Here is a 22,359-nt window from a genome sequence, read left to right as displayed (position 1 = left end):
GAGGACCCCTACTCATGGGTGGATCTCCCCATCTTGGAAGCTGCCGCTGTCCGGGTTGCGACACCGAGCCTGGCCAGGATCGCCGACACGTGATGGTCGACCGTCTTGGCGGACAGGTGCAGGCGGGACGCGATCTGCGCGTTGCTCAGGCCTTCGGCGATCAGGGCCAGGACCTCACGCTGGCGGGCGGTCAGCCCGGTCGGGTCGGCGGAGGTCGAGGGTCTCGGTCCCCGGGGTACGCGCTGACCGCGGTCCCGCAGCTCACGGCGGAGAACGGCGGCCCGTGCCACCGCCCCGAACCGGTCGAAGACGCGGAGCGCCTCCTCGCGCGCCTCGGCGTCACCGTGGGAGAGGGCTTCGGCCCGGGCGTACGGGCAGCCCCGCGCTTCCCACTCCTCCGCCGCGCCCCGCCAGTCCCCGTTGATCAGCAGCCGGTAGGGCGTGGCCACCCCGGTCGGCGCCTCGCTCAGCCGCCCGCACCGCCACAGCCAGAACGCCAGCTCACCGGCCATCCACGGCTGCCCGATCCGCTCGACGACCTCGAGCCCGCGCTTCGCTTCGGCGGCCGCCCGGTCCACGTCGCCGGTCAGCCAAAGATGCTCGGCCAGCGCGGTCGCCCCGGGCGCCACGAACTGCATCTCGCCGGTGCCGTGCCCGCGCTCGGAGGCGAGCCGCACATCGTCGACTGCGCCTTCCTCGCCGCGCCGGCTGCGGATGACACCCCGCACGGCCAGCGAGAGCACCAGGGCGCCGCCGGGCATCTGCGGTCCGGGGATCGCCTGCTCGGCGGCGTCCCGCGCGCCCGTCCAGTCGCCGCGGAGCATCCGCAGATGCGCCTGATAGCCGAGCAGGTGCCGGGTGTATCCGTTGAGGTCCCGGGCGACCGTGAAGGCAAGCACCCGCTCCAGCGTCTCGGTCGCGAGCTCCAGGTCGAGCCAGTCGGTCGCCATGCAGGCCAGGTTGACCAGGGCCCGGGCGGCCGGGTCGTCGGCGCCGGCCTCGGCCGCCTCCCGGTGCGCCTGTTCCAGTTCCTCCCGGCCGGTCGGGTAGTTCCGGTACATCCGGGCCGTTCCGATCGCGATCAGTGAATGAGCCGCCGTCGGCACGTCGCCGGCCTCGCGGGCCAGGGCCAGCGCGCGTTCGCCCTGGGCGATCGCCTCGACGTCCCGGTCGGCGAGCATCATCAGCGAGGCGAGCTGACTGTGCGCGGCGGCCAGATCCCGCCCGGCAGCCCCGTCTTGCCCGGCAGCCCCGCCCCGCACGGCAGCCCCATCCCGCACGGCAGCCCCATCCCGCACGGCAGCCCCATCCCGCACGGCAGCCCCGTCTTGCCCGATGGGCGGCGCGGACAGCACCTCGATGGCACGCTCGCACGCCGCCATCGCCTCGTCGGTCTCCCCGAGCCACCAGGTCAGCCGGGCGATCCAGCGCAGGTTGTCACCGATGCGCGGCCCGTCCCCGGCGGACTCGCGCAAGATCAAGGCTTCCCGGTACGCCGCCAGCGCGTCGACCGTCAGCCCACCGTGATACGCCGCCAGCCCGTACGCCTCGAGCAGCCCGGCCCGATCGTCGACGGCGAGCGGCAGCGCCGTCTCGTAGTGCGCGGCCGCCTGCCGGTACGCCCCCACCGCCGACGCCCGCGCGGCCGCGATCGGGGCCCACCGCAGCACCGCCGCCGCGTCCCCCGCGTGATGGGCGTGATGCACCAGCCGCGCCGGATCCACCCCCGGCACCGGTCGCGCCTGCTCCACACCCAGCACCGGTCGCGCCTGCTCCACACCCAGCACCGGTCGCGCCTGCTCCACACCCAGCACCGGTCGCGCCTGCTCCACACCCAGCACCGGTCGCGCCTGCTCCACACCCGGCACGGGCCGCGCCGCGTCCGCCCCCGAGACCGGCCGCGCCGGCTCCACACCCGGCCTGCCGGTGAGCGCGGCCAGCACCTCCGCGTGCAGAGCCGCCCGGCGCACCGGCGACAACGACTCCTCCACGGCCCGGCGCAGCAGCTCGTGCCGGTACGCGACCCCGTCCCCGGCCGCGGTCAGCACCCCGCCGGCCAGGCATTCCTCGACCGCCGCGGCCCGGCCGCCGAGCAGCGCCGTCTCGGCCCGGGTCGGCAGCACCGCCACCAGCCCGGCCACTTCACGGGCCGCCTCGGACAGCCCCGCGAGCCGGGACAGCACGAGGTCACGCACGGTTGCCGGCACGCCCCGCCCGCCGGACAGGAACTCGGTCACCAGGAGGGGGTTTCCGCCCGTCACGTCGTACACATGGGAGGGAGATCGACCCGCGCGGCGCGCGAGGTCCGCGACGGCGGTGACCGACAACGGCGCCAGGGAGAGCCTGCTCAGGGCCGGTCGCGGCAGGCCGGCCAGGACGGATCGCAGCTGGTGCGCCGGCCCGACCTCGTCGTCACGGTAGGTGAGTACGAGCAGGGCCCGGCAGCGGGCGAGCCGCCGGCCGAGGAACGCGACCATGTCCAGCGTGGCCTCGTCCGCCCAGTGCAGGTCCTCGACGATCAGCACCGGCCGGGCGGCCCGCGGCGGCACCTCGAGCAGGTCGATGAGCGCGTCGAAGACCTGGTCGCGGGGCCGGTCGGCGACGCGTTCGCGGAGGGCGCCACCGGCCTGCCGGGCGATGTCGTGCAGCGGGCCCAGGGCACGCGGGGTGAGCAGCGGGTCGCAGGCGCCCCAGTACACGCGGGCCCGTCGCCCGGCCCGCGCGGCGAACGCGGTGGCCAGCGCCGACTTGCCCGCTCCGGCCTCGCCGGACACGACCGCGACGCGCCCGCCGACGGCGCTGGCGGTCAGCAGATCGTCCAGCGCGGCCAGCGGCGCCGCCCTCTCCAGCAGGTCCATCACGGCCGATGATCGCAGGTCAGGGCCCTGCCCGGCAGTCGCCTTCCGGTCTAATCACGCAGCGTCGCGACGGCCGGCCACGCACCGCGGCCCGCGGCGATCACGCAGCGTCGCCGCCACTCGCCAAGCGGTCGGCCCGCTGCGATCACGCAGCGTCGTGCAGGATCGCCGCCAGCTCCGTCGGCTGGTCGATCATCGGCCAGTGGGAACCCGGCAGCTCGCGGAACTCGCCGCTCATGTGCTGGAACGCCGGCACGGTGCCTGCCATCCCTTTCACGTCCGCCTCGGTGAAGCTGCTCATCACGAACAGCCGCGGCAGCTTCTCCCACGCACCCGTGTAGTGCACCGGCGACGTGGCGGTCGCTACCGGCTGCGGCACGGAAAGCCTGGTCAGCCGCTCGGCGTGGCCCGGGACGACCTGCTCCCACGGCGGCGCCGGCACCACTTCGGCGACCTCGCCCGTAGGTTCGCCATCGGTGGTGAAGTCGGCCTGCGACATGCCTTCCGGCAACGGTCCGGTGTCGACGAACACCAGTTTCGCGATCCGCTCCGGCGCCCGGTCGGCGACGCTCGGCGTCACCACGGCGCCGGCGTAGCTGTGCCCCACCAGCACGACGTCGTGGAGTTCCTCGTACCGGAAAAGGTTGAGGGTGTCGGTCACGTGCGTGTCGAGGTCGGTGCCCGGCCCGGCGAGATGCGCCCGCTCCCCCATGCCGGTCAGGCTGAGCGCGTGCACCTCGTGGCCGCGTCCCCGCAGGTCGGCGGCGACATCGCGCCAGGACCAGGCGCCGAGCCAAAACCCAGGGATGAGCACGAAGGTCGTCATGCGGTCCACGCTAGCGACGATTGCGGCCAGTTCCCGTCCGTAATCACAGCTGCCCGTGATTGGGCGGCACTGTGTCGGCGAGCTCGTAGGCGCCGAGGTGGTGATATTTCCAGTCGACCGGGTCGTGAACACTGTGCGTGCGCGCGTTCCGCCAGTGCCGGTGCAGATCCCAGCGCTCGTCGGTGGCGCTCGTGCCGCACAGGGCGAAAAGCTCACTGGCCGTCTCGACCGCGACTTCACTGGCAAAGGCTTTCGCGGCCGCGACGGCGAGAGACCCACGCGCGGCGGCCTCGGCATCCGCCGGCACAAGACCAACCCCGTCGAGGGTACGCGCCGCGTCCGCGAGCAACGCCTCCGCGGCACGCACCCGGGCAGCCGCCCGCCCGTACCGGTGCAGCACATGCGGATCCTCCGCGGCGCTCGAGGCGCCGTACCGCACCGCCTCGGTCGAGGGCCGCGCCCGTTCCCGCAGGTAGGCCCGCGCATCCCGGAGCGCCCCGCCGGCGATCCCCGCCTCGATGGCGGCATGCACGAGCTGCGCCCGCGCCCCGAGCTGCTGCGGCACCGCGAACGCCCCCGCCCAGTCCACCACCAGCTCAGGTTCGACCGGCACCCCGTCGAACCGGGCGGTGCCACTGATCGTGGCCCGCTGCCCCATCGCATTCCAGTCGGCGTCCACGCCGACCCCGTCCGCATCCCGCCGCACGAACACCAGCGAAAGCCGCCCCGAGGCATCGAGCGCACTGACCGCGATCCAGGCCGCCGTGAGCGCCCCCGTCGTGTAGTACTTCGTGCCGCTCAGCACCCCGTCGGTGTACCGCGTCTTCAGATCCTGAGCATGCTTGCCGCCCCGCTCAGCGAGCGCGTTCCCGATCCGCCGCCCCGCCAGCACTTCCCCGAAGAGCCGCTTCCGAGCCTCCGCACTCCCATGCACGGCCAAGGCATCCACGAGGAGAAAATGCCCTTGAGGCACCTGAGCAAGAGCCGGGTCGACGGCGGCCAGCACCCGGACCACCTCGGCCAGCGTGACCGCCCCCAGCCCCGGCCCACCGTCACTCGCGGGCACGGTGATCCCCAGCAGCCCGGAGGAGTCGAGCGCGGCCAGCGCCTCAACCGGAACCACCGAGGCCCCCGCCCGATCCCGCTCGACAACCCCATCAACCCACCCCGCGGCAACCCCCTCGGCGGCGCCAACAGCTGCGTCGTGCGTCCTCACCATGCGTCCTCCTCCAGCGGCAAAGCAGCCTATCCCCCGCATCCCCCGCTGCGCCCTCCCCAACCAGCCCCGCAACGCTGACCTTCTACGACGTGGTCGACGGAATGGGACCGAGAGTGGAGGAATCTGCGTCGGAATTTCGGAGGTCCCATCTCTTCCGGACCCTTTGCCTGCGCCAGGAAATCCGCTGGCCCTCCCACGCAATCGCACGCCACCACCCCTCACGGAAAGGCAATGACCGCCCCTCGCCGGCGATCCATTCTTCGTTGGTTCGGGCATTGCTTCCGTTCGGATCGTCCGCCCGAGCTGGGCCTCGGCCGCAGGGGACGTCTTTTGTTCTTGGCTGATCGGCGTTTCGGGAGCGCAACGATGTCCAGCCAGGCGGCCAAGACGCTCGGCATGCCGCCTTTTCAGGCCCCATGCGCGGTGACGTTCATGCTCGCGGCGGAATTCTTCCCCCGCCGGAGAATAACTGCGAGAGGCTTTCCGATCGCGCATTGTCGACAATTCAGCCATCGTGAACATCTGAAGCTGCCGCATGGATAAATTATCCCGCAGCCCACCCATTCCACGTCAGTATTCGATCATGCCAAAATTTCATCCCGTTGCCATTCAACTGAGCTAAAGGACGTCTCTCACGATAGGCTTGACAAAGCCGCCAAGCTCGCGTGCGATGGGCCATGGCAAGCGCTTTTGACTTAAAGGTCTCGAGCGATACGCGGCAGCAATGCATCCAAGCGGTCAGACCAGCGGCAGCAATGCATCAGAGCGGTTAGACCAGACGACGCGAAAGGACAGCGCGGAACCAGCAACCCAGACGACGCGAGCAGCAACCCAGACGACGCGAGCAGCAACCCAGACGGCGCGCGCGGGGACTGAGCTGGAAGTGAGCCACACCCCCGCAGCCCTAGAGACGACGCGCCACCACGGCCGTGGCGAACGAGCTCGGATGGACAGTGCCCCCCGCAAATCCGGCCGTGGTCAACTCAGTGCAAAGCTCCTCGGTCGTCAGCGCCGGAATCTCCCACCCCTGGGTCAGCAGCACGCTCAGCGACGTCTGCGGCTCGGCAGCCGAGGTGCCCGGCGGGATCAGGCCCGGGACGATCAGCAGGCCGCCGGGCCGGAGGCGCTCGTACGCGTTGGCCAGGGCCTTGACCCGGGTGGCGGCGGGGAAGAAGAACTGGCTCCAGAAGACCACGTCGAACGGCTCCGGGTCGGTGTACGCGGTGGCGTCCTCGATGACGTACCGGACCCGGTCGTCCACGCCGAGTGCCGCCGCCTCGACCTTTGCCAGGGCCAGCAGGTCGGCCGACAGGTCCACCCCGACCGCGGTGAGCCGGGGGTAGAGCTGGAGCATGGTGAGCAGCGCCCCGCTCAGGCCGCAGCCCAGTTCCAGGTAGCGCACGTCGCCGGCGGCGAGCAGGTCGTTCCACGCCGGGATGCCGCCGACGACGCCCTGCATCGCCGCCCGGGCGAGGGCGGTGGACGGCGCCAGGGTGACGCTTGCCGCCAGCGCCGCCCGGTCGGTGTCGGCCAGGTCCTCGTAGCGGTCCGGTCCGTCGGCGGTGAACATCTGCTCGATCAGGCGGGCGCGGACCGCCGCGCCGCCGAGCTGGTTGGCGAGGTGGGTGCCGGTGCCGTCGTTCAGCATCGGAGCGTAGGTCGTGCTCAGCCGGTAGCGGTCGGGGTTGTCGGTTTCCAGCACCCCGGCCGCGCGCAGGGCGACGCACAGGTCGCGGACCCGGCCCGGGCCGAGTCCTGTCACCCGGGCCAGGTCCTCGACGCTCGTCTCGCCTGCGCAGTGCGCCAGGAAGCCGGAGGTCAGCGCTCCCCGCAGCAGCGCCGACTGCTGGGTTGCCAGCGCGAGCGCACTCACTGCCTCGTTGATGTCTGTCATGCCAGGCTTGACGCCGTGCCTCTTCCCGTGTTCAACGGGACTGTCGAACAGGGGCGTCCGGACCAGGTTCGGAGACATGGGCGTGCACGATGCGCCAGCCCTCGGGCAGACGTGCCCACGTCTGCGACTGCCGGCCCAGGATTTCCCGGCCGGGGTAGCCGAACAGAGTCGTCACGATCGCGACGTCACGCCCGTACCCCCGGACGGTGGTGTCCTTGAGGTGTCGTCCCGGCGGGAGGGTGGGCTGGGCGCGCCGCCAACGCTCCTGCTCGGCGGCGCCGGACTGCTGGTCGGCGATCCCGAAGCGGACCGCATCGCCGGCGAAGAACCCGATGATGCGGTCCACGTCGTTCGCCACCAGCGCCTCCTCGTAGGCCTCGAAAGCGGCCGAAACCTCGGAGACGACATCTGGCAGGTCGAGGATCATGGTCAGGCGACCGCAGCGGGCTCTTTGACCGGCGCGGGCGAAGGCGAGCCCTCGAAGGCGGCCGGCTCGCCGGGCTCCGGAACCCGCGGCGATGGGCGGGACAGGGCGAACAGCACGCAGACCACGGTGAGGAACAGGTATCCGAGGGTGACCTGGCCGTCCGCGTTCCACTGCACCTTCTCGGCGTGGATCAGCCCGACGAACGTCAGCACCGCTCCCGCCCCGGAGAACACCGCCGCGTGCCAGAAGCGTTTGTCGATGATGAACGCGACGATGCCGCCCAGCACCAGCCCGGCGAGGATCGCGCCGGAGCCGAGCGTCTTCAGCCCGTCGTAGACCACGCCCGCCCCGGCCAGCGCCGGCATGCCCACCTCGGAGGCGCTGGTCCCGGCGGCCGAGAGCACGTTGTCCATCTGCCCGGTGGCCCACGAGGCGATGTTCGGGATCAGCGCGGCCACCACGGCCGCCGCATGCGCCCGCGGGGTCGCCTGGAAGGCCTGCGCGCCGATCAGCAGGCCGATGTAGAGCAGGATCGGCACGATCGCGGCGGTCGGGAAGATCGCGCCGAGCACCCCGAACATCCCGAAGAAGCAGAGCAGCGCGATCACCACGCCGGTGGCCATCGAGTAGCCGGTCCGGCCGCCCGCCGCCTTCCAGCCGGGGTGCCCGACGTAGACGGCGGGCGGGAACGGCGAGCCCAGCGCCGAGCCGAGCACCGCGCCCGCGCCGTCGGCCAGCAGCACGCTGCGCAGGTTGTACCGGTCGCCGGCGGTGGAGGCGCTCTCCACGTTCGTCATCGCCTCGGTGAAGTTGTAGACGCCCAGCGGGATCGCGGTGGCGAGCAGCGGCGCCATGTCCCGCAGGCCGTCGATCAGCAGGTCCACCTTGAGGTGTGGGAAGGCGAACGCGATGTCCTTGGCCGCCCCGGTCACGTCGGGCACCGACATGGCGCCGCCGATCCAGCCGATCGCGGTGCCGATCAGCAGCGCGGCCAGCCCGATCGGGATGTTGAACGGCAGCTTCACGTCGGTGAGCAGGCCGATCAGCAGCAGGCCGAAGACCGGCAGCGCGATCCACGCGGCGGTCCACATGTTGCCGGCCGGGGTCATCGAGATGAAGGTGATCGAGATGCCGGCGAGGGTGCCGAGCAGGGCGGCGCGGGGCGCGTACTTGCGGATGTACGGGCCGATGAACGCGCCGATCAGCACGATCACGCCGATGATGAACGCCCAGGCGATGCCCGCCGTCCACGCCCGGAGCGGGTCGCCGGTGGTCAGGTAGATGGGCAGCATGATCACGAAGATGACGATGAACATGTGCGGCACGCTGGGCCCGTACGGCATCGCGGTGACGTCGGTGCGGTTCTCCCTGCGGGCCAGCCGGCGAGCCAGAAAGGTGTAGTAGACGTTGCCGGCGACCAGCGCGATGCCCAGCGCGGGCAGGATCACGCCGAAGACGTCGGACGCCGGCATCTTGATCACGCCGATGCACAGACCGGTCAGGGTCAGCACGTTGACCAGGACGTTGACGCCGAAACCGAAGAACGCGTTCGTGTCGCCGCGTACCCAATGAGGCAGTTTCATTTGATCTCTCCCGGCGTAGCGAGCGCGGCGATCACGGAAGGGGAGTCGGCGACCCACCCGAAGATCCCGCCCTGGGCGGCGATCATCTCCAGGCCGGCCTGGTGAAATGACGGGAAGTAGGAGCCGACGCAGTCGGCCAGGACCAGGCACTCGTAGCCGCGGTCGTTGGCCTCGCGGACGGTCGTGTGGACGCAGACCTCGGTCGTGACACCGGTGACGATCAGGCTTTCAACCCGTAATTTGTCCAAGATGTCTGACAGCTCGGTCGCATAGAACGCACCCTTGCCGGGCTTATCCACCACGGCCTCGTCGGGCGCCGGCGCGAGCTCGTCGATGATGTCGTGCCCATACTCGCCTCGGATCAAGATGCGTCCGAATTGTCCCTGCTGGCCGATGTCCGGACCTCGCCGCAACTTGGCCGGTGGACAGTCTGACAAATCGGGCAGGTGGCCCTCTCGGGTGTGGATGACCGGCAATCCGGCGCCCCGCCAGGCGGTCAACAAGGCGCTCAGGGGAGCGATCGTGCGGCGGAGCTGCGAGACGTCGTTGCCGAGGCTCTCGCCGAAGCCGCCCGGCAGCAGGAAATCCCGCTGCATGTCGATCACGAGCAGGGCGGTCGTCGAAGGATCGAAGGTGAACGGGGTCGGTTTCGCGAGGACTTCCATGTCAGGCCTCCGTGGCCGCGATGACGTCGTCCGAGGTGGACACGCAACCGAAGACGCCGCCCTGCATCGTGACCATGTGCAGCGCGGCGGTGTGGTTGCCCGGATCGGTGGCCCCCGTGCAGTCGGAGAGGATCAGGCACTCGTACCCGCGGTCGTTGGCCTCGCGCATGGTCGTGTGCACGCAGACGTCCGTGGTGATCCCGGTCAGGATCAAGTGCGTGATCTGATGCGTACGCAGGACGAGGTCCAGATTCGTGGCGTAGAACGCGCCCTTGCCCGGCTTGTCGACGATCACCTCGCCGGGCGCCGGGGCGACCTCCGGGACGATCTCCCAGCCCGGCTCCCCCTTGATCAGGATCCGGCCGCACGGTCCCGGCCCGCCGATCTCCGCGCCGATCTGGGCGGAGCGCCAGCGCTTGTTGGCCGGCAGGTCGGACAGGTCCGGGCCGTGGCCCTCCCGGGTGTGCACGACCAGCATGCCCAGCTCGCGGGCGTGCTGGAGGAGGCGGGCGGTGGCCGGCAGCCCGGCCCGGGTGAGCGCGATGTCGTAGCCCATGGCGTCCACGTAGCCGCCCGGGCCGCAGAAGTCGGTCTGCCAGTCGATGCAGATGAGCGCGACGTTGCGGACGTCGACCGAGCCGTCGTACGGCCAGAGGTAGGGGTTTGCCTTGACCGGCCCGATTCGTGCGGTCATGCGCGAAGTCCTTCCTGTAGGAACCGCCGCCAGCCGCCGCTGGCGGTGATGTCGATGGCGTCGTCGGCCGCGTACGCCTCGCAGAGGAAGCCGGTCACCTGGGCGCCGTCCTCGAGCTCGACCCGGCCGAGCGTGAGCGGCTTGGCGATCCGGTCGAGCAGGCTGCCCGCCCCCGCGTACGGCAGCGTCCAGAGCTCGACGTCGATGCGGTGCCCGGGCGCCCGCCGGACCAGGCCGGGCACGCCGGACGGCAGCCGGTAGAGCCGGTACGCCGCGGTGGTGCGCGCGGGCCGCAGGAACGTGCCGCCGCGTTCCAGCAGTTCGCCGTTGCGGGGCTCGCCGCGCAGGTGCAGCCCGACCACGGCCAGTGTCATCAGCGGGTCCAGCGTCATCGATGCCATGCCGCCGCCACCTGCGCCAGGTCGTCGTCGCTGAACGCCGGTCCGAAAAAGGTCAGGCTCGCCGGGCGGCCGTCCGCGGTCATGCCGTTCGGCACGGCCACCGCGGCCAGGTCGAGCAGGTTGGTGAACTGCGTGTACCGGCCCAGGTCGAGGTTGCGCCCGATCGGGTCGGCGGCGACCTCGGCGTGCGTCCAGGTGGTGCCGACCGTCGGCAGGACCAGCACGTCGATGGTCCGGAACAGCCGCTCGGTCCAGGCTCTCAGCTCGCGCAGCCGATGCATCCCGGCGAACGCGTCGGTCGCCGTGAACGTCCGCCCGCTCTCCAGCACCGCCCGCGTGACCGGCAGCACCGACTCGGGATGCTTGTCCAGGAAACCACCGAGATCCGCCAGCCGCTCGGCCACCCACGGCCCGCGATAGAGCAGGTCACCGGCCTCCAGCAGCGGCCCGATGCCGACCTCGACGACATCCCCGAGCCTCTGCCGCGCCCCGGCAAAGGCGCGCGCCTGACCGTCATCACCAAAAAAGTCAAGCTCATCGGGTACGCCGTAGACGAGGCTCCCGCTGATCCGGCGTTCGCCCTGGCGTCCCCACGGATCGTCCGGCACCAGACCGCGAGCGATCATGGCAACGGTCGCCGCCAGCTTCACGTCCCTGGCGAAGACCGACACACAGTCCAGCGAGCGGCAGGCCGGCACCACCCCGACCGTGCTGAGCAGGCCACGGGTCGGCTTCACCCCGACGATGCCGTTGAGCGCGGCGGGCACCCGGCCGGAGCCTGCTGTGTCCGTACCCAAGGAGAAGTCGATCTCTCCGGACGCCACCGCGACCGCCGATCCGGAGCTCGAGCCGCCCGAGATCAGCCCGCCGCCGAAGACACTCTCCGGCGCGCCGTAGGGAGAACGGGCGCCGGTCAGCCCGGTCGCGAACTGGTCCAGGTTGGTCTTGCCGACCAGCACCGCGCCGGCGTCGACCAGCCGCTGCACCACCGGCGCCGTCCGTTCCGGCAGGTAGGCGAAGTCCGGGCAGGCGGCGGTGGTCGGCACGCCGGCCACGTCGATGTTGTCCTTGACCGCGAACCGGAGGCCTTCGAGCGGACCCTTGGGCCCCTCGCGCTCCGGGATCATGCTGATCCAGACGCCGTTCATTCTGTCGATTGTTGACAGAATCATTTCGGGAGCGGTCGCTGAATTGTTACCGGGTGATTACTGCGCCAGGTAGGCGCGACCCCCGTGCCTGCTCAACGCCTCCCCGATCGTGGCCGGATCACCCGACTCGACCGCATCCAGCAGCCGCTCGTGCCGCCGCACCCCGTCCGCGGCATCGGCGACCTCGGCCTCCCGGGCCAGGTTCACGGCCATGTACAGCTGCAGCCGCACCAGGATCGACTCGAACAGGGCGGTCAGCTGACGGTTCCCCGACAACGCCACCACCTCGACGTGGAACCGCCGGTGCGCCTCGGCGATCGCGAACCGGTCCCCCGTCTCGGTGGCCTTACGCATCACCTCGACCGCGCCCCGCAGCCCCGTCAGATCCAGCACCTTCGGCAGGGCGGCCGCCACATGCCGTTCCAGGAGGTCACGGATCTCGTAGAGTTCTTGAACGTCCTCGTCGGACAGGGTGGCGACCCGGGCGCCCCGGCGCGGAATATGCTCGACCAGGCCCTGCTGCGCGAGCAGGCGCAGGGCCTCCCGCAGAGGGCCCCGGCTGATGCCGAGCTGCCGGGTCAGCTGCTCCTCGACCAGGCGCTGGCCGGGCTCCACACGGCCGCTGAGGATCTCCCGGCTGAGCCGGTCGAGAGCCAGCTCGACGAGGCTGTAGCTGGCCAGTTCCCCATCGCTCACGCAAGAGAGTGTGTCACGGGCCCGCCCCGTCTCCACGCACCGCGCCCGCCGGGGGTCTGTTCCGGGTCGTCTTCCCGAGCGGGGTCGGTGGTGCTCTTCCCGGCCCGGGGCCCGACTCCGTCCCGACGCCCGTCCCGACGTCTTGCCTCCCATCCCCCCTTCCGTCCCTCCTCGCGTGCCGACGCTCGTTCCGTCTCCGGTCCTGACGCCCGTTCCGCTCCCGACGCCCGCCTTCCGTTCGCGACGCCCGCCTTCCGTTCGCGACGCCCGCCTTCCGTTCGCGACGCCCGCCTTCCGTTCGCGACGCCCGCCTTCCGTTCGCGACGCCCGCCTTCCGTTCGCGACGCCCGTTCCGCCTTGGCCCCGCGCCTCTCCAGTCGCCCGGGCCGGCGCTTGGCTGCCTCGCTGCCATGCATCGGTTTGAGGCCTTTAGGTCAAAAGCGCTTGCCATGGCCCGTCGCACGCGAGCTTGGCGGCTTTGTCAAGCCTATCGCGAGAGACGTCATTTAGCTTAGTCGAATGGCAACGAAATGAAATTATGGCATGATCGACTACTGACGTGGAGTGGGTGAGTTGCGGGATAATTTATCCATGCGGCAGCTACAGATGTTTACGACAGCTGAATTGGCGACGATGCGCGATCGGACTGCGTCTCGTAGTTATTCTGTGGCAGGCGAAGAATTCCGCCGCGAGCATGAACGCCATCGCGCGTGGGGCTTGAAGAGGCGGCATGCCGAGCGTCTTGGCCGCTTGTCTGGGCATCGTTGTGGCCGCGAGGCGTCGATCACGCGGGGACCAACGGCGACGCCCCCGCTGGAGTCGGTGGAGGCCCAGCCGGCGCGGACCGCCGAAACGAAAGCGGCGCCCACGCCAGTGAGGAACGGGACATCCGCCGCGCCGGAGGAAGCCGCAGCTGTGCTGGAGAGAGCGTCAGCTGCGCCAGACTTGGCCCCGGCGGTGCAGGATGGAATGCCGGCTGCGCCGGAGGAAGCCGCAGTTGTGCTGGAGAGAGCGTCGGCTGCGCCAGACTTCGCCCCGGCCGCGCAGGATGGAACGTCGGCTGCGCCAGACTTCGCCCCGGCCGCGCTTGAGGAAATGTCAGCCTCGCCGGACATGGGCCCGGCTGTTCCAGAGGAAACGCCGGCCGGGCGGGTAGTCTCGGCCGGAACGGAAGGCGTTTCGTCTGAGCGAGAGGGGTCACCGGCGGCGATTCGACGGCGCCCCTCCGCGAGTAGTGGTAACACGAATCTGCATGGAAACGGAAGCCGCTCTCGTGGCGCGGTAAAAGGCATCGCCTGTAAATATGGTTGCAACATGCGGGAGGAGATTTTGGAGGGGCTGCCTGCAATTCCTGATCCTGCCATCCGAGAGATTATGCAAGTCGCCCGGCATTCAGCAGTCGCCCGGCATCCAGCAGTCGAACGCGGACCAGCAGATGTCGTTGCGCAGCCTCTGGTCGTCGAGGACGAGTTTGCGGATCGCTTCCGGAAGCTGCTCCCGTTGCCATCGGCATTCGAGGCGGCCTGCCTCCAGGCTCAGGTCTGCGGCTGCGGCCGCCCACAGCGTGAGGAGATGGTCCGCGTCTGTGCGAGTTCCGCCACGGCGGATCGTCACGAAGCGTGGATCCCGGACCTTCGGGAGGATCACGATCGATGGCCTTCCTCACGCGGGGGCACGGTCCAGGGTCGCATCGGCCGGACGGTGCATCAGCCAGGCACAGTCCAAGCGCCGCATCGGCTGGGAGGCTCGCCTTTGGGAGGAGCATGGCATGGTCCGGGGTCGCACCGCCTGGGCGGCTCGCCTCCGGGAGCAGCATGGCATGGTCCAGGGTCGCACCGGCTGGGCGGCTCGCCTCCAAGACCGGCAGAACACGGTTGGGGGCGCGAGTCGGCCAGAAGGGGTCGGGGCGGATCGGGTGGTGGGTCGGGTTTGGGATCAGCTGGCCGCGGCTACGGCTCGGCCTCTGCCTGTTGCTTTGGCTCGGTAGAGGTTTCGGTCGGCGTCCTCGATCAGGCGGTCGACGTCTCGGGCGGGGCCCACTGCCTGGCCCGCGCTGATGCCGACCGTGAGGCCGGGTGCCAGGTCCTCCCAGCGGTGCAGGGCGATGGCTCGCACGATGCCGTCGGCCAGGACCGGGATGTCGTCGCCGGGTGGGAGGTCGACCAGCAGGAGCATCTCGTCGCCGCCTCGTCTGATCGCCATGTCGCCGGGGCGGGTTGCGGCCTGCAGGACCGTGCCGACCGCGCGCAGGACCTCGTCGCCGACCACGTGGCCGTATGTGTCGTTGACCGCCTTGAAGTGGTCCACGTCGACCACCACCACGCCGATTCGCTCCTCGGGGGCCCGGCGGCGCAGGCGGGCCAGGAACGGGCCCTCGGCGTGGCGGTTGGCCAGGCCGGTCAGGGCGTCCAGGTTGGCCTGGCGGGTCAGCCGGTCGCCCTGGCGCAGGACCCGGGCCGCCGCCAGCCGGGTGCGCATCGCGCCCAGGACTGCCATGCGGGCCTGCCAGCGCTGCTCGGCGACGTGCCGGGCGTACCGCAGGGCGGTCCTGTCCTTGCAGTCCTGGGCGGACAGGCACAGTGCCAGGGAGGTGAGGCTGGGCTTGTAGTCGTCCAGGAGCTCGGCGGCGCGGTTGGCGAGCCTCGCCGCGGACGGGACGTCGCCGCTGTCGTGGGTGCCGACGGCGGCGGCCAGCAGCAGGCAGGCGCGGTAGCCGGGCCAGGTGCTGCCGGCGAGGCGGTCGTAGAGGTCGGCGGGGACCTGGCAGGGGCCGCCGGGCAGGTCGGTGCGGCCGGCGACGACGTCCAGGAAGCGTTCCAGGGCGAGGGCCTCGACGGCCCAGGCGGTGGGCAGGTCGGCGCGTTCGGCCGGGTCGGGGCGCACGGCGTCGGCCGCCACGCGGGCGGCCGGGTCGCGCAGGCCGACCTCGATCATCGCCCCGGCCAGGGCCACCGCCGCCTCGAGGCGGTTCATGACGAGGGCGCGGCGGGTGAACGCCGGCACCGAGCGGGCCACCGGCGGCAGGGGCGGGTCCAGCCACTCGGCGGCCCGGGCGTACATCTGCTCCTCGATCTCCCACAGACCGAGCCGGTGGAACGCCTGGCCGCACTCGACGTAGACGACCGGCACCTCGAGCGCGCGCAGGCCCAGGGCGTCGCCGGCGAACTCGATCGTGTCGTCGACCATGGCGACCGCCTGGGCGAGCAGGCCGCCGACGTCCTCGCCGAGATCGTCCGGATGGGACGGATCCTCGATGAACAGGGCCCGGGAGGCGAGCGCCAGGCCGATCAGGATCTCGTCGCCGCCGGCCTGGGCGGCGTTCAGCATGGCGTCGGAGCTCTGCCGGACGGCGCGGCGGCCGGCGTTCTGCAGCGAGCGGCCGATGAGCTGGCCGTGCAGCAGCAGGACGCGCACCTCGGACCAGCCGGCGCCGCGGGCCTGCTCGGCGAGCCCGCCCAGGATCTCCGGCATCGGGCTGACCTGGGTCTGCTCGATCAGGGCGTGCGCCATCACGCGGGCTGTCAGCCGGTCCCTCGGCAGCGCCGGGACCGCGGCGGAGGTCACTGACCATTCCTAGCAGAAATCAGGCGTTCACCGTGGGGCCATCGACACTCATCCAACCCACCGGCACGATGGCATCCATGGCTCTGCATGTTTCCCGGCGCGCGTTGTTCGCCGCCGGAGCGCTGCTGACCCTGCCCGCGCCCGAGGCCGTCGCCTACGCCGGGTTCCGGGTGGTGCGCCGGAGGCCCGGCCTGCCGTCGGTCCCGGAGATCACCGTCCCGGCCGGCTACACCCTCATGACGGGTACGCAGTACCAGGCGGCCAGCCGCGCCGAATATCTGCGCTTCGTCCAGGGCGAGCGCGACGACGCCGGGATCCGGGTGTCGGTGCGCTGGCCCGACGTACCCGTGAAGGATGTGATCGCGGGCGAACGGCACCTCGCGCTGGAGAGAGATCGGTGGACGGTGAGTTTCACGCTGCCGATCCACCGGACCTCGGCCACCGCGGACTCCCCGACCGTGCAGGTGTGGAGCTATCTGGGCCAGCCGGCGAGCGGGCTGTACTGGCATGTCGAGCACAACGACCCGGACCGGGCGGCGGGCGTCTGGCAGACCGTGCCGTGGCCGTCCGGCGAGGTGATCGCCGTGCAGTCGTGGATGGCCGCGACCCGGGAGGTCCTCGCCGATTCCGGCCTGGTCGCGGAGGCGCAGCGGCGCGGCCACTTCTACGCGCTGATGGGCTTCGAGACGAACAACCCGCTGCACCTGGACAACCCGCCGCACTGGCACATGTCGTACTACCCGGGTCCGACGATGGCCGCGCCGAAGGCCACCGTGCCGCACTTCTGGGTGGACGCGCGCGGGCGGACCTTCTACAACGGACAGGATGTGCAGGGCGGGGGCCGTACGCCGTACCGGGTGGACCAGCCCGCGCCGATCCTGGACGCCGAGGGCAACCTGGTGGTGACCACGACGATCCGCGCGAACGGCGGACTGGACATCGATCCGCCGGACGGGCCGACGTATTCGATCGTCGCGGCGGCCGGCGAGGATTTCACCGGCCGCCTCAAGATCTTCAAGGCGGGGCGGCCGTGGCGTTCGGTCGGCACCTACGACAACGTCCGTCAGGGGCACCTGCAGATCTCCGCGTCCGGCGTACGGACCGACTACCGCTACGACCCGCTGACCGGGATCACCCGCTGACCCGGCAGCACCACGCGGACCAGGTCGCCGAAAACGCCTCCAGGTCGCAGTGGTCGTAGTGCTCGTGGGTGATCGGCACGGCGTCCAGCTCGGGCAGGTCGGCCACGCTCAGCGCGACACGCTCACCGGGGGTCGTAGGTGGGCGTCACGGTGAACCACGGGTCGGTCAGCAACCGCCGCCCGCCGATCTCCAGCAGGTGGCAGCTGTGCCCGATCCGGGTCACGGCCAGGTCGCTCATCGCTCAGCTCCCGCGACGAGCGGGGCCGTCACGGCCGCGAGCAGTTCCTCCGGCGTCTCCAGCTGCGGCAGGTGTCCCGCGCCCTCGATCAGCGTGAACGTCGCGCCCGGGATCGCGTCGGCGTAGGCCCGGCCGTACTCGGCGACGGCGATGCCGTCCGCCGCACCCCAGACCACCTTCACCGGCAGGTCCAGGTGGGCGAGCCGCTTGCGCAGGGTGGGATCCGACATGCTCATTCCCGTGTACGCGGCCAGCGCCGTCAGGTCCGGCCCGGGTCGCGTCGGGTCCGGCGGGAACCTCTCCGGCTCCCGGAACGACAGCTTCGCCAGCTCCGCCGGGGCCAGCCCGCGAACGTCGGTGATCGGATGTTCCGGCACGTCCAGCCCGACGGCGTTGACCAGCACCGCGCCGCTGACCCGGGGGCTGCCGAGCAGGGCCAGCTCGGCCGCGACCCAGCCGCCGATCGAGTTGCCGACCACCGTGACGTCCCAGACGTCCAGCCGCTCCAGCAGGTCCGCGTAGAGCGCCGCCAGCGCCGGGATGCCGGCCAGGTCGTCCGGCCTCGCCGTGCCCGCGAAGCCGGGATGCGTCGGCATCAGCACGCGCGCGTGCAGCCGCGCGGCGAGCAGGTCGCCGAACCCGGCCACCGACACGGGCCCCGCACCCCCGTGCAGCAGCAGGAACGGCCGGGTGCGGTTCCGGTCGAGCAGGGTCACGCTCGCGGTGCCGAGCTCGTGGGTGGTGGTCGTGGAAGGCCGGCGGAGGGCCGAAGGGATCGTGGTCACGCCTCGACTATCGACCGCTTTCCGGGCGGGTAGGAGATGATGGTTGATCGTGGGACTCTCACCACCACCCTCAGCGGCTGGGGACGGGGCGGCACGCCGGGCCGAGCTCGCCGACTTCCTGCGTACCCGCCGCGCGGCCCTGTCGCCGTCCGACGTCGGCCTGCCGGACAGCGGCCGCCGGCGCACGCCCGGGCTGCGCCGCGAAGAGGTCGCCCAGCGCTCCGGGGTCGGCCTGTCCTGGTACACCTGGCTGGAGCAGGGCCGCGACGTGAGCCCGTCCGAGCAGGTGCTGCTGGCGCTGTGCCGGGCGCTGGCGCTGTCCCCGTCCGAGCGGGGACACCTCTTCCTGCTGGCCGGTGTGGCGCCGCCCGGCCTGCCCGACGGCCCCGTCGACCCGGACACCGCGGCCCTGGTCGACGGCCTGCTGCCGCACCTCGCGTTCGTCCTGGGCCCGCGCTTCGACGTGCTGGCGCACAACCGGGCCGCCGAGCTGATCATGTCCGATCTGGTCGCCGCGCCGCCCGACCGGCGCAACATGCTGCTCTGGCTGTTCGCCACACCCTGGGACAACGGGGCGTGGGAGCACACGGCAAGAGCCAACCTCCTCGATTTCCGTACGGAGTTCGCCCGCCACCCCGGCGAGAAGTCGTACGTCTCCCTGGTCGACGAACTGACCGCCCGCAGTCCCCGGTTCCGCGAGTGGTGGGCCGACCACGACGTCCAGGTGATGGAGCCGTCCGAGAAGCACATCCCGCACCCCGAGCTGGGCCTGCTGCGCCTGCTGTCCACCCAGTCCCGCCCCGCGCACGCCCCCTGGTTGCGCCTGCGCATCCTGGTCCCGGCGGACGACGCCACCCTAAAGTCGATCGCGGCGGCCCTGGACGCCACGCGATGATCCTGGGGTGAGCAGCAGGTTGCGGGCGATCGCCCGCGAGACGGTGGAGATCGCCGAGCGCGGTTCCTACGGCGACATCTCCCTCCGGGACGAGGTCGCCCGGGCCGTGGCCGGAACCCGCCTCCATCTCCCCGACGACCCGGTGGCCGCCCCGGCGCCGGGCGGCCCGGCCACGATCACGGTGACCGGCGAGACCTCCCTGGCGGCGACGAGGCGCCTCGGCGGCGACGTGGCCTGCCTGAACTTCGCGTCGGCCCGCAGCGCCGGCGGTGGTTTCCTCAACGGCGCCCAGGCCCAGGAGGAGAGCCTGGCCCGCAGCTCGGCGCTGTACCCCTGCCTGCGAGCGGCCGGCGACTTCTACGCCTACCACCGCTCCCACCCCGAGCTCACCTACACCGACCGGGTGATCTACTCCCCCGCTGTCCCGGTCTTCCGCGACGACAAGGGCACCCTGCTGCCCGAGCCGTACCCGGTCTCGTTTTTGACCGCGGCCGCCCCCAACCGGGCAGCGATCGTGACCAACCAGCCCGACCTGCTCCCGGAGGTCCCGGCCGTGCTGCGCCGGCGGGCCGCCCGCGTCCTGGCGGTGGCGGCCGCCCACGGCCACCGCCGCCTCGTGCTGGGCGCCTGGGGCTGCGGCGTCTTCGGCAACGACCCGCCCACCGTGGCGTCCGCCTTCGCCGACGCCCTCCGGGAGAGCCCGTGGTTCGACGAGATCGTCTTCGCCGTCCTCGACCGCGCGCCCGCCGCTCCCATCCGCTCCGCGTTCGCGGAGGCCTTTGCCTGAAGCTCAACTAGAGGCTGAGGGTCAAGGTCTGGTTGAGGGTTAGGGTTTGGGATTGCACGCACGAGCCCGGAAGGGCTCGGGCCATCCCCGATGGGCCCCAGCCCGTAGCCCGCGGGAGCATACGGTCCGTACCCCGACGGACGCGGGCAACGAAAGATCTTGATCCTGATTCATCGATGTCTACCTATACTCTGCGGTATGGGGAGACTCTGGCGAGGTGCGGTGTCCGGTGTGCTCGCTCTGGTGGTCGTGATGGCGGCGCCGGTCGTGCCCGCGCGGGCCGGGACGCCCGACGGCTACCCCGAGTTCCCCTACCCCGCGACCTCCTACGACGAGCCGCTGCGCGGGCAGTTCCACTTCAGCTCGCGCGCCGGGTGGATGAACGACCCGAACGGCTCGTTCTGGTACCGCGGCCAGTACCACCTGCTCTACCAGCACAACCCGCACGGCCTCGCCTGGGACACGATGCACTGGGGGCACGCCACCAGCCCGGACCTGGTGCACTGGACGCAGAAGCCGATCGCGCTCGAGCCGGGCGTGCACCCGGGCGAGCTGTGGTCCGGCAACGGGATCGTGGACACCGGCAACGTGACCGGGCTGAAGAGCGGCGACGACGACCCGATCCTGGTCTTCTCCGGCACCGGCGGCGCGATCATCCACTACAGCCTGGACGGGGCCAGGACCTTCCAGACGTACGCGGCGGGCCGCAAGGTGGCCGTCCCCAACGGCACGAGCCGGGACCCCAAGGTCTTCTGGCACGCGCCGTCGCGACGCTGGGTGATGGTCATGTGGTCGGACGGCGGTGGCAACGGCGCCGACTTCTTCACCTCGACCAACCTGCTCACCTGGACGTGGCGCAGCCGGTACGCGGCCGGCTGGTTCTTCGAGTGCCCGGACATGGTCGAGCTGGCGATCGACGGCGACCCGGCACGCAAGACCTGGGTGCTGACCGACGCGAGCGGCGAGTATGTGAGCGGCGACTTCGACGGCACCACCTTCCGGCCGCGCACCGGCGTGCAACGCATGGACTACGGCGCCAACGACGCGGGCGGCACGTTCTACGCGGGCCAGACGTTCACCGGCGACCCGCAGGGCCGGACCGTGCAGATGGTGTGGCAGCCCGCGTCGCGAGGCAGCGTCTGGAGTGGCAACCTGACGTTCCCGGCCGAGCTCGAGCTCAAGGGCACGACCTTGACGCGTACGCCGGTGAGCGAGATCGCCTCGCTCCGGTCCGGGACCGTCACGGCGCCCGCGCGGACGCTGACCCCGGAGGCGCCGTATGTGACCGGGGGCGCGGACGCCTACGAGGTCAGCGCGACGTTCGACACGGCCGGTGCCACGGCGACCCGGTTCGGGCTGCGACTGAACGGGCGGACGATCGCCTACGACCGGGCGGCGCAGACCCTCTACGGCGCGCCGCTCGCCCCGGACAACGGGCGTGTCACCGTCCGGGCGCTGGTCGACCGCGGGCAGCTGGAGATCTTCGGCAACGACGGGCGGCTGTCGGTCAGCGACGTGGTCACCGACTTCGACCCGGCCGCCGGGGTCCGCGCCTACGCCGAGGGCGGCTCGGTCCGGCTGGCGTCGTTGCGCTACGACCGGCTGGGCTCGGCGTGGGGCCGCGGCGAACCGACCCTGGACAGCAACCTGGGCGGCACCTGGGCGGCGTCCGGCGGCGCCTGGACCGACGACGCCGACGGCAAGCTCGGCACGGCGGCCGGGGACGGCTTCTACCTGAACAGCGGCTCCTTCCAGAACGGGACCTACGAGGCTGATGTACGGCTGCGTGACGCGGCCGCCGCGGGGGTGACGTTCCGCGACCAGTACACGGCGAACGTGGACGTCTCCGGGGTGGTCAAGCTGTGGCGCCCGGGGCGGGTCATCGCGACCGCGCCGGCGGCGATCACCCGCGACCGGACGTACCACCTTCGAGTGGTCGCCGCGGGTTCGCACTTCCAGGTCTTCCTGGACCACGGCACGACCCCGCTGATCGACGCGACGGACACCGGTCAGCCGCTGTCCGGGAAGGCCGGGGTGAACGTCTTCGACGGCACCGCGGTCTTCGACAACGTGCACCTGAACGCCACCGGCTTCCGCACCAACCTGACCGGGCCGTGGACGTCGTCGGCCGGCACGTGGACGTCACCGGGCGACGGCCTGTCCGGGCGCGGCGCCGGCGACTCCTTCACGTACAGCACGCAGCGCGGCGCCGACTTCACCTACGACGCCGACGTCCGGCCGGTCAACGGCATCGCCGCCGGCATCACGTTCCGCGACGGCTACACGGCGAACGTCGACGTCACCGGCGTGGTCAAACTGTGGCGGCCGGGCCGGGACCTCGCCGCGTACGCCACCCCGATCGTGCCCGGCCGCTGGTACCACCTGACCGTCGTCGCCGCGGGCAGCCGCCTCCGCGTCCGGCTCAACGGCGTCCAGGTGATCGACGCGACCGACACGGCGTACCCGGAGGGGCGCTTCGGCCTGAACACGTACGCGGGCAGCGGCGCCTTCCAGAACGTCCGCGTCAGCTGACCAG

19 protein-coding genes are annotated in these 22,359 nt (G+C 71.5%); 4 read left to right on the top strand and 15 right to left on the bottom strand.

The window, feature by feature from the left end:
• Positions 1-8: 8 nt before the first annotated feature.
• The 13 genes from QSK31_RS01935 to QSK31_RS01875 form a co-directional block, all read right to left on the bottom strand.
• Complete coding sequence (locus QSK31_RS01935) at positions 9-2,858, bottom strand: helix-turn-helix transcriptional regulator (protein WP_285680309.1); 2,850 nt, start codon at positions 2,856-2,858, stop codon at positions 9-11.
• Between the two features lie 145 nt (positions 2,859-3,003).
• A complete protein-coding gene (locus QSK31_RS01930) occupies positions 3,004-3,684 on the bottom strand; it encodes an alpha/beta fold hydrolase (protein ID WP_285680308.1) in 681 nt (226 codons plus the stop codon).
• A gap of 43 nt (positions 3,685-3,727) precedes the next feature.
• Positions 3,728-4,903 carry an acyl-CoA dehydrogenase family protein gene (locus tag QSK31_RS01925; protein WP_285680307.1) on the bottom strand — a complete coding sequence of 392 codons (1,176 nt, stop codon included), beginning with the start codon at positions 4,901-4,903 and terminating at the stop codon, positions 3,728-3,730.
• Between the two features lie 904 nt (positions 4,904-5,807).
• On the bottom strand, positions 5,808-6,797 hold the full coding sequence (locus QSK31_RS01920) for an SAM-dependent methyltransferase (protein WP_285680306.1): 990 nt from the start codon (positions 6,795-6,797) through the stop codon (positions 5,808-5,810).
• Positions 6,798-6,828: 31 nt separating this feature from the next.
• Entirely contained in the window at positions 6,829-7,224 is a 396-nt protein-coding gene (locus tag QSK31_RS01915; protein WP_285680305.1) for an AtzH-like domain-containing protein, read from the bottom strand.
• Positions 7,225-7,226: 2 nt separating this feature from the next.
• Positions 7,227-8,807, bottom strand: a complete 1,581-nt coding sequence (locus QSK31_RS01910; protein WP_285680304.1) for a SulP family inorganic anion transporter — start codon at positions 8,805-8,807, stop codon at positions 7,227-7,229.
• Entirely contained in the window at positions 8,804-9,472 is a 669-nt protein-coding gene (locus tag QSK31_RS01905; RefSeq protein ID WP_285680303.1) for a cysteine hydrolase family protein, read from the bottom strand. Before QSK31_RS01905 ends, QSK31_RS01910 begins: the two co-directional genes overlap by 4 nt.
• Position 9,473: 1 nt before the next feature.
• The gene (biuH, locus tag QSK31_RS01900; protein WP_285680302.1) at positions 9,474-10,166 is read right to left on the bottom strand and encodes a biuret amidohydrolase; all 693 of its coding nucleotides are present in this window, start codon (positions 10,164-10,166) and stop codon (positions 9,474-9,476) included.
• A complete protein-coding gene (locus QSK31_RS01895) occupies positions 10,163-10,567 on the bottom strand; it encodes an allophanate hydrolase-related protein (protein ID WP_285680301.1) in 405 nt (134 codons plus the stop codon). Before QSK31_RS01895 ends, biuH begins: the two co-directional genes overlap by 4 nt.
• Complete coding sequence (locus QSK31_RS01890; protein ID WP_285680300.1) at positions 10,555-11,715, bottom strand: allophanate hydrolase; 1,161 nt, start codon at positions 11,713-11,715, stop codon at positions 10,555-10,557. The genes QSK31_RS01895 and QSK31_RS01890 overlap by 13 nt, the downstream gene beginning before the upstream one ends.
• Before the next feature lie 57 nt (positions 11,716-11,772).
• Complete coding sequence (locus tag QSK31_RS01885; RefSeq protein ID WP_285680299.1) at positions 11,773-12,411, bottom strand: GntR family transcriptional regulator; 639 nt, start codon at positions 12,409-12,411, stop codon at positions 11,773-11,775.
• A 1,392-nt stretch (positions 12,412-13,803) separates the two neighbouring features.
• On the bottom strand, positions 13,804-14,058 hold the full coding sequence (locus QSK31_RS01880) for a hypothetical protein (protein WP_285680298.1): 255 nt from the start codon (positions 14,056-14,058) through the stop codon (positions 13,804-13,806).
• Between the two features lie 288 nt (positions 14,059-14,346).
• Positions 14,347-15,975 carry a GGDEF domain-containing protein gene (locus QSK31_RS01875; RefSeq protein ID WP_285680297.1) on the bottom strand — a complete coding sequence of 543 codons (1,629 nt, stop codon included), beginning with the start codon at positions 15,973-15,975 and terminating at the stop codon, positions 14,347-14,349.
• Positions 15,976-16,052: 77 nt separating this feature from the next.
• Between QSK31_RS01875 and QSK31_RS01870 the strand changes: the two genes are divergently transcribed.
• Positions 16,053-17,117, top strand: coding sequence for a hypothetical protein (locus tag QSK31_RS01870; RefSeq protein ID WP_285680296.1), 1,065 nt, complete (start codon positions 16,053-16,055; stop codon positions 17,115-17,117).
• A gap of 122 nt (positions 17,118-17,239) precedes the next feature.
• Here QSK31_RS01870 and QSK31_RS01860 read toward each other — a convergent pair whose 3' ends face one another.
• Both QSK31_RS01860 and QSK31_RS01855 read right to left on the bottom strand, forming a co-directional pair.
• Positions 17,240-17,356 (bottom strand): MBL fold metallo-hydrolase, encoded by a 117-nt coding sequence (locus QSK31_RS01860; RefSeq protein ID WP_285680294.1) that lies wholly within the window; start codon positions 17,354-17,356, stop codon positions 17,240-17,242.
• Positions 17,353-18,141 (bottom strand): alpha/beta fold hydrolase, encoded by a 789-nt coding sequence (locus QSK31_RS01855; RefSeq protein WP_285680293.1) that lies wholly within the window; start codon positions 18,139-18,141, stop codon positions 17,353-17,355. Before QSK31_RS01855 ends, QSK31_RS01860 begins: the two co-directional genes overlap by 4 nt.
• A gap of 49 nt (positions 18,142-18,190) precedes the next feature.
• On the opposite strand from QSK31_RS01855, the gene QSK31_RS01850 reads away from it, so the two are divergent.
• The 3 genes from QSK31_RS01850 (at position 18,191) to QSK31_RS01840 (ending at position 22,355) form a co-directional block, all read left to right on the top strand.
• Positions 18,191-19,036, top strand: coding sequence for a helix-turn-helix transcriptional regulator (locus QSK31_RS01850; protein WP_285680471.1), 846 nt, complete (start codon positions 18,191-18,193; stop codon positions 19,034-19,036).
• A 7-nt stretch (positions 19,037-19,043) separates the two neighbouring features.
• Entirely contained in the window at positions 19,044-19,823 is a 780-nt protein-coding gene (locus tag QSK31_RS01845; RefSeq protein ID WP_285680292.1) for a TIGR02452 family protein, read from the top strand.
• Between the two features lie 198 nt (positions 19,824-20,021).
• On the top strand, positions 20,022-22,355 hold the full coding sequence (locus QSK31_RS01840; protein ID WP_285680291.1) for a glycoside hydrolase family 32 protein: 2,334 nt from the start codon (positions 20,022-20,024) through the stop codon (positions 22,353-22,355).
• Positions 22,356-22,359: the final 4 nt, after the last annotated feature.

The sequence above is a fragment of the Actinoplanes sp. NBRC 103695 genome (genome assembly GCF_030269485.1).
Classification (GTDB): Bacteria; Actinomycetota; Actinomycetes; order Mycobacteriales; family Micromonosporaceae; genus Actinoplanes.
The sequence above is the reverse complement of the archived record's forward strand: the minus strand, read 5'-3'. Positions and strand labels throughout refer to the sequence as shown.

Excerpts from the sequence above, each read along its gene's own strand:
- QSK31_RS01930 (WP_285680308.1), bottom strand. The coding sequence starts at position 3,684 with ATGACGACCTTCGTGCTCATCCCTGGGTTTTGGCTCGGCGCCTGGTCC.
- QSK31_RS01870 (WP_285680296.1), top strand. The coding sequence starts at position 16,053 with ATGGCTCTGCATGTTTCCCGGCGCGCGTTGTTCGCCGCCGGAGCGCTG.
- QSK31_RS01925 (WP_285680307.1), bottom strand. The coding sequence starts at position 4,903 with ATGGTGAGGACGCACGACGCAGCTGTTGGCGCCGCCGAGGGGGTTGCC.
- QSK31_RS01905 (WP_285680303.1), bottom strand. The coding sequence starts at position 9,472 with ATGGAAGTCCTCGCGAAACCGACCCCGTTCACCTTCGATCCTTCGACG.
- QSK31_RS01920 (WP_285680306.1), bottom strand. The coding sequence starts at position 6,797 with ATGACAGACATCAACGAGGCAGTGAGTGCGCTCGCGCTGGCAACCCAG.
- biuH (WP_285680302.1), bottom strand. The coding sequence starts at position 10,166 with ATGACCGCACGAATCGGGCCGGTCAAGGCAAACCCCTACCTCTGGCCG.
- QSK31_RS01860 (WP_285680294.1), bottom strand. The coding sequence starts at position 17,356 with ATGAGCGACCTGGCCGTGACCCGGATCGGGCACAGCTGCCACCTGCTG.
- QSK31_RS01935 (WP_285680309.1), bottom strand. The coding sequence starts at position 2,858 with ATGGACCTGCTGGAGAGGGCGGCGCCGCTGGCCGCGCTGGACGATCTG.
- QSK31_RS01840 (WP_285680291.1), top strand. The coding sequence starts at position 20,022 with ATGGGGAGACTCTGGCGAGGTGCGGTGTCCGGTGTGCTCGCTCTGGTG.
- QSK31_RS01895 (WP_285680301.1), bottom strand. The coding sequence starts at position 10,567 with ATGGCATCGATGACGCTGGACCCGCTGATGACACTGGCCGTGGTCGGG.
- QSK31_RS01910 (WP_285680304.1), bottom strand. The coding sequence starts at position 8,807 with ATGAAACTGCCTCATTGGGTACGCGGCGACACGAACGCGTTCTTCGGT.
- QSK31_RS01915 (WP_285680305.1), bottom strand. The coding sequence starts at position 7,224 with ATGATCCTCGACCTGCCAGATGTCGTCTCCGAGGTTTCGGCCGCTTTC.
- QSK31_RS01890 (WP_285680300.1), bottom strand. The coding sequence starts at position 11,715 with ATGAACGGCGTCTGGATCAGCATGATCCCGGAGCGCGAGGGGCCCAAG.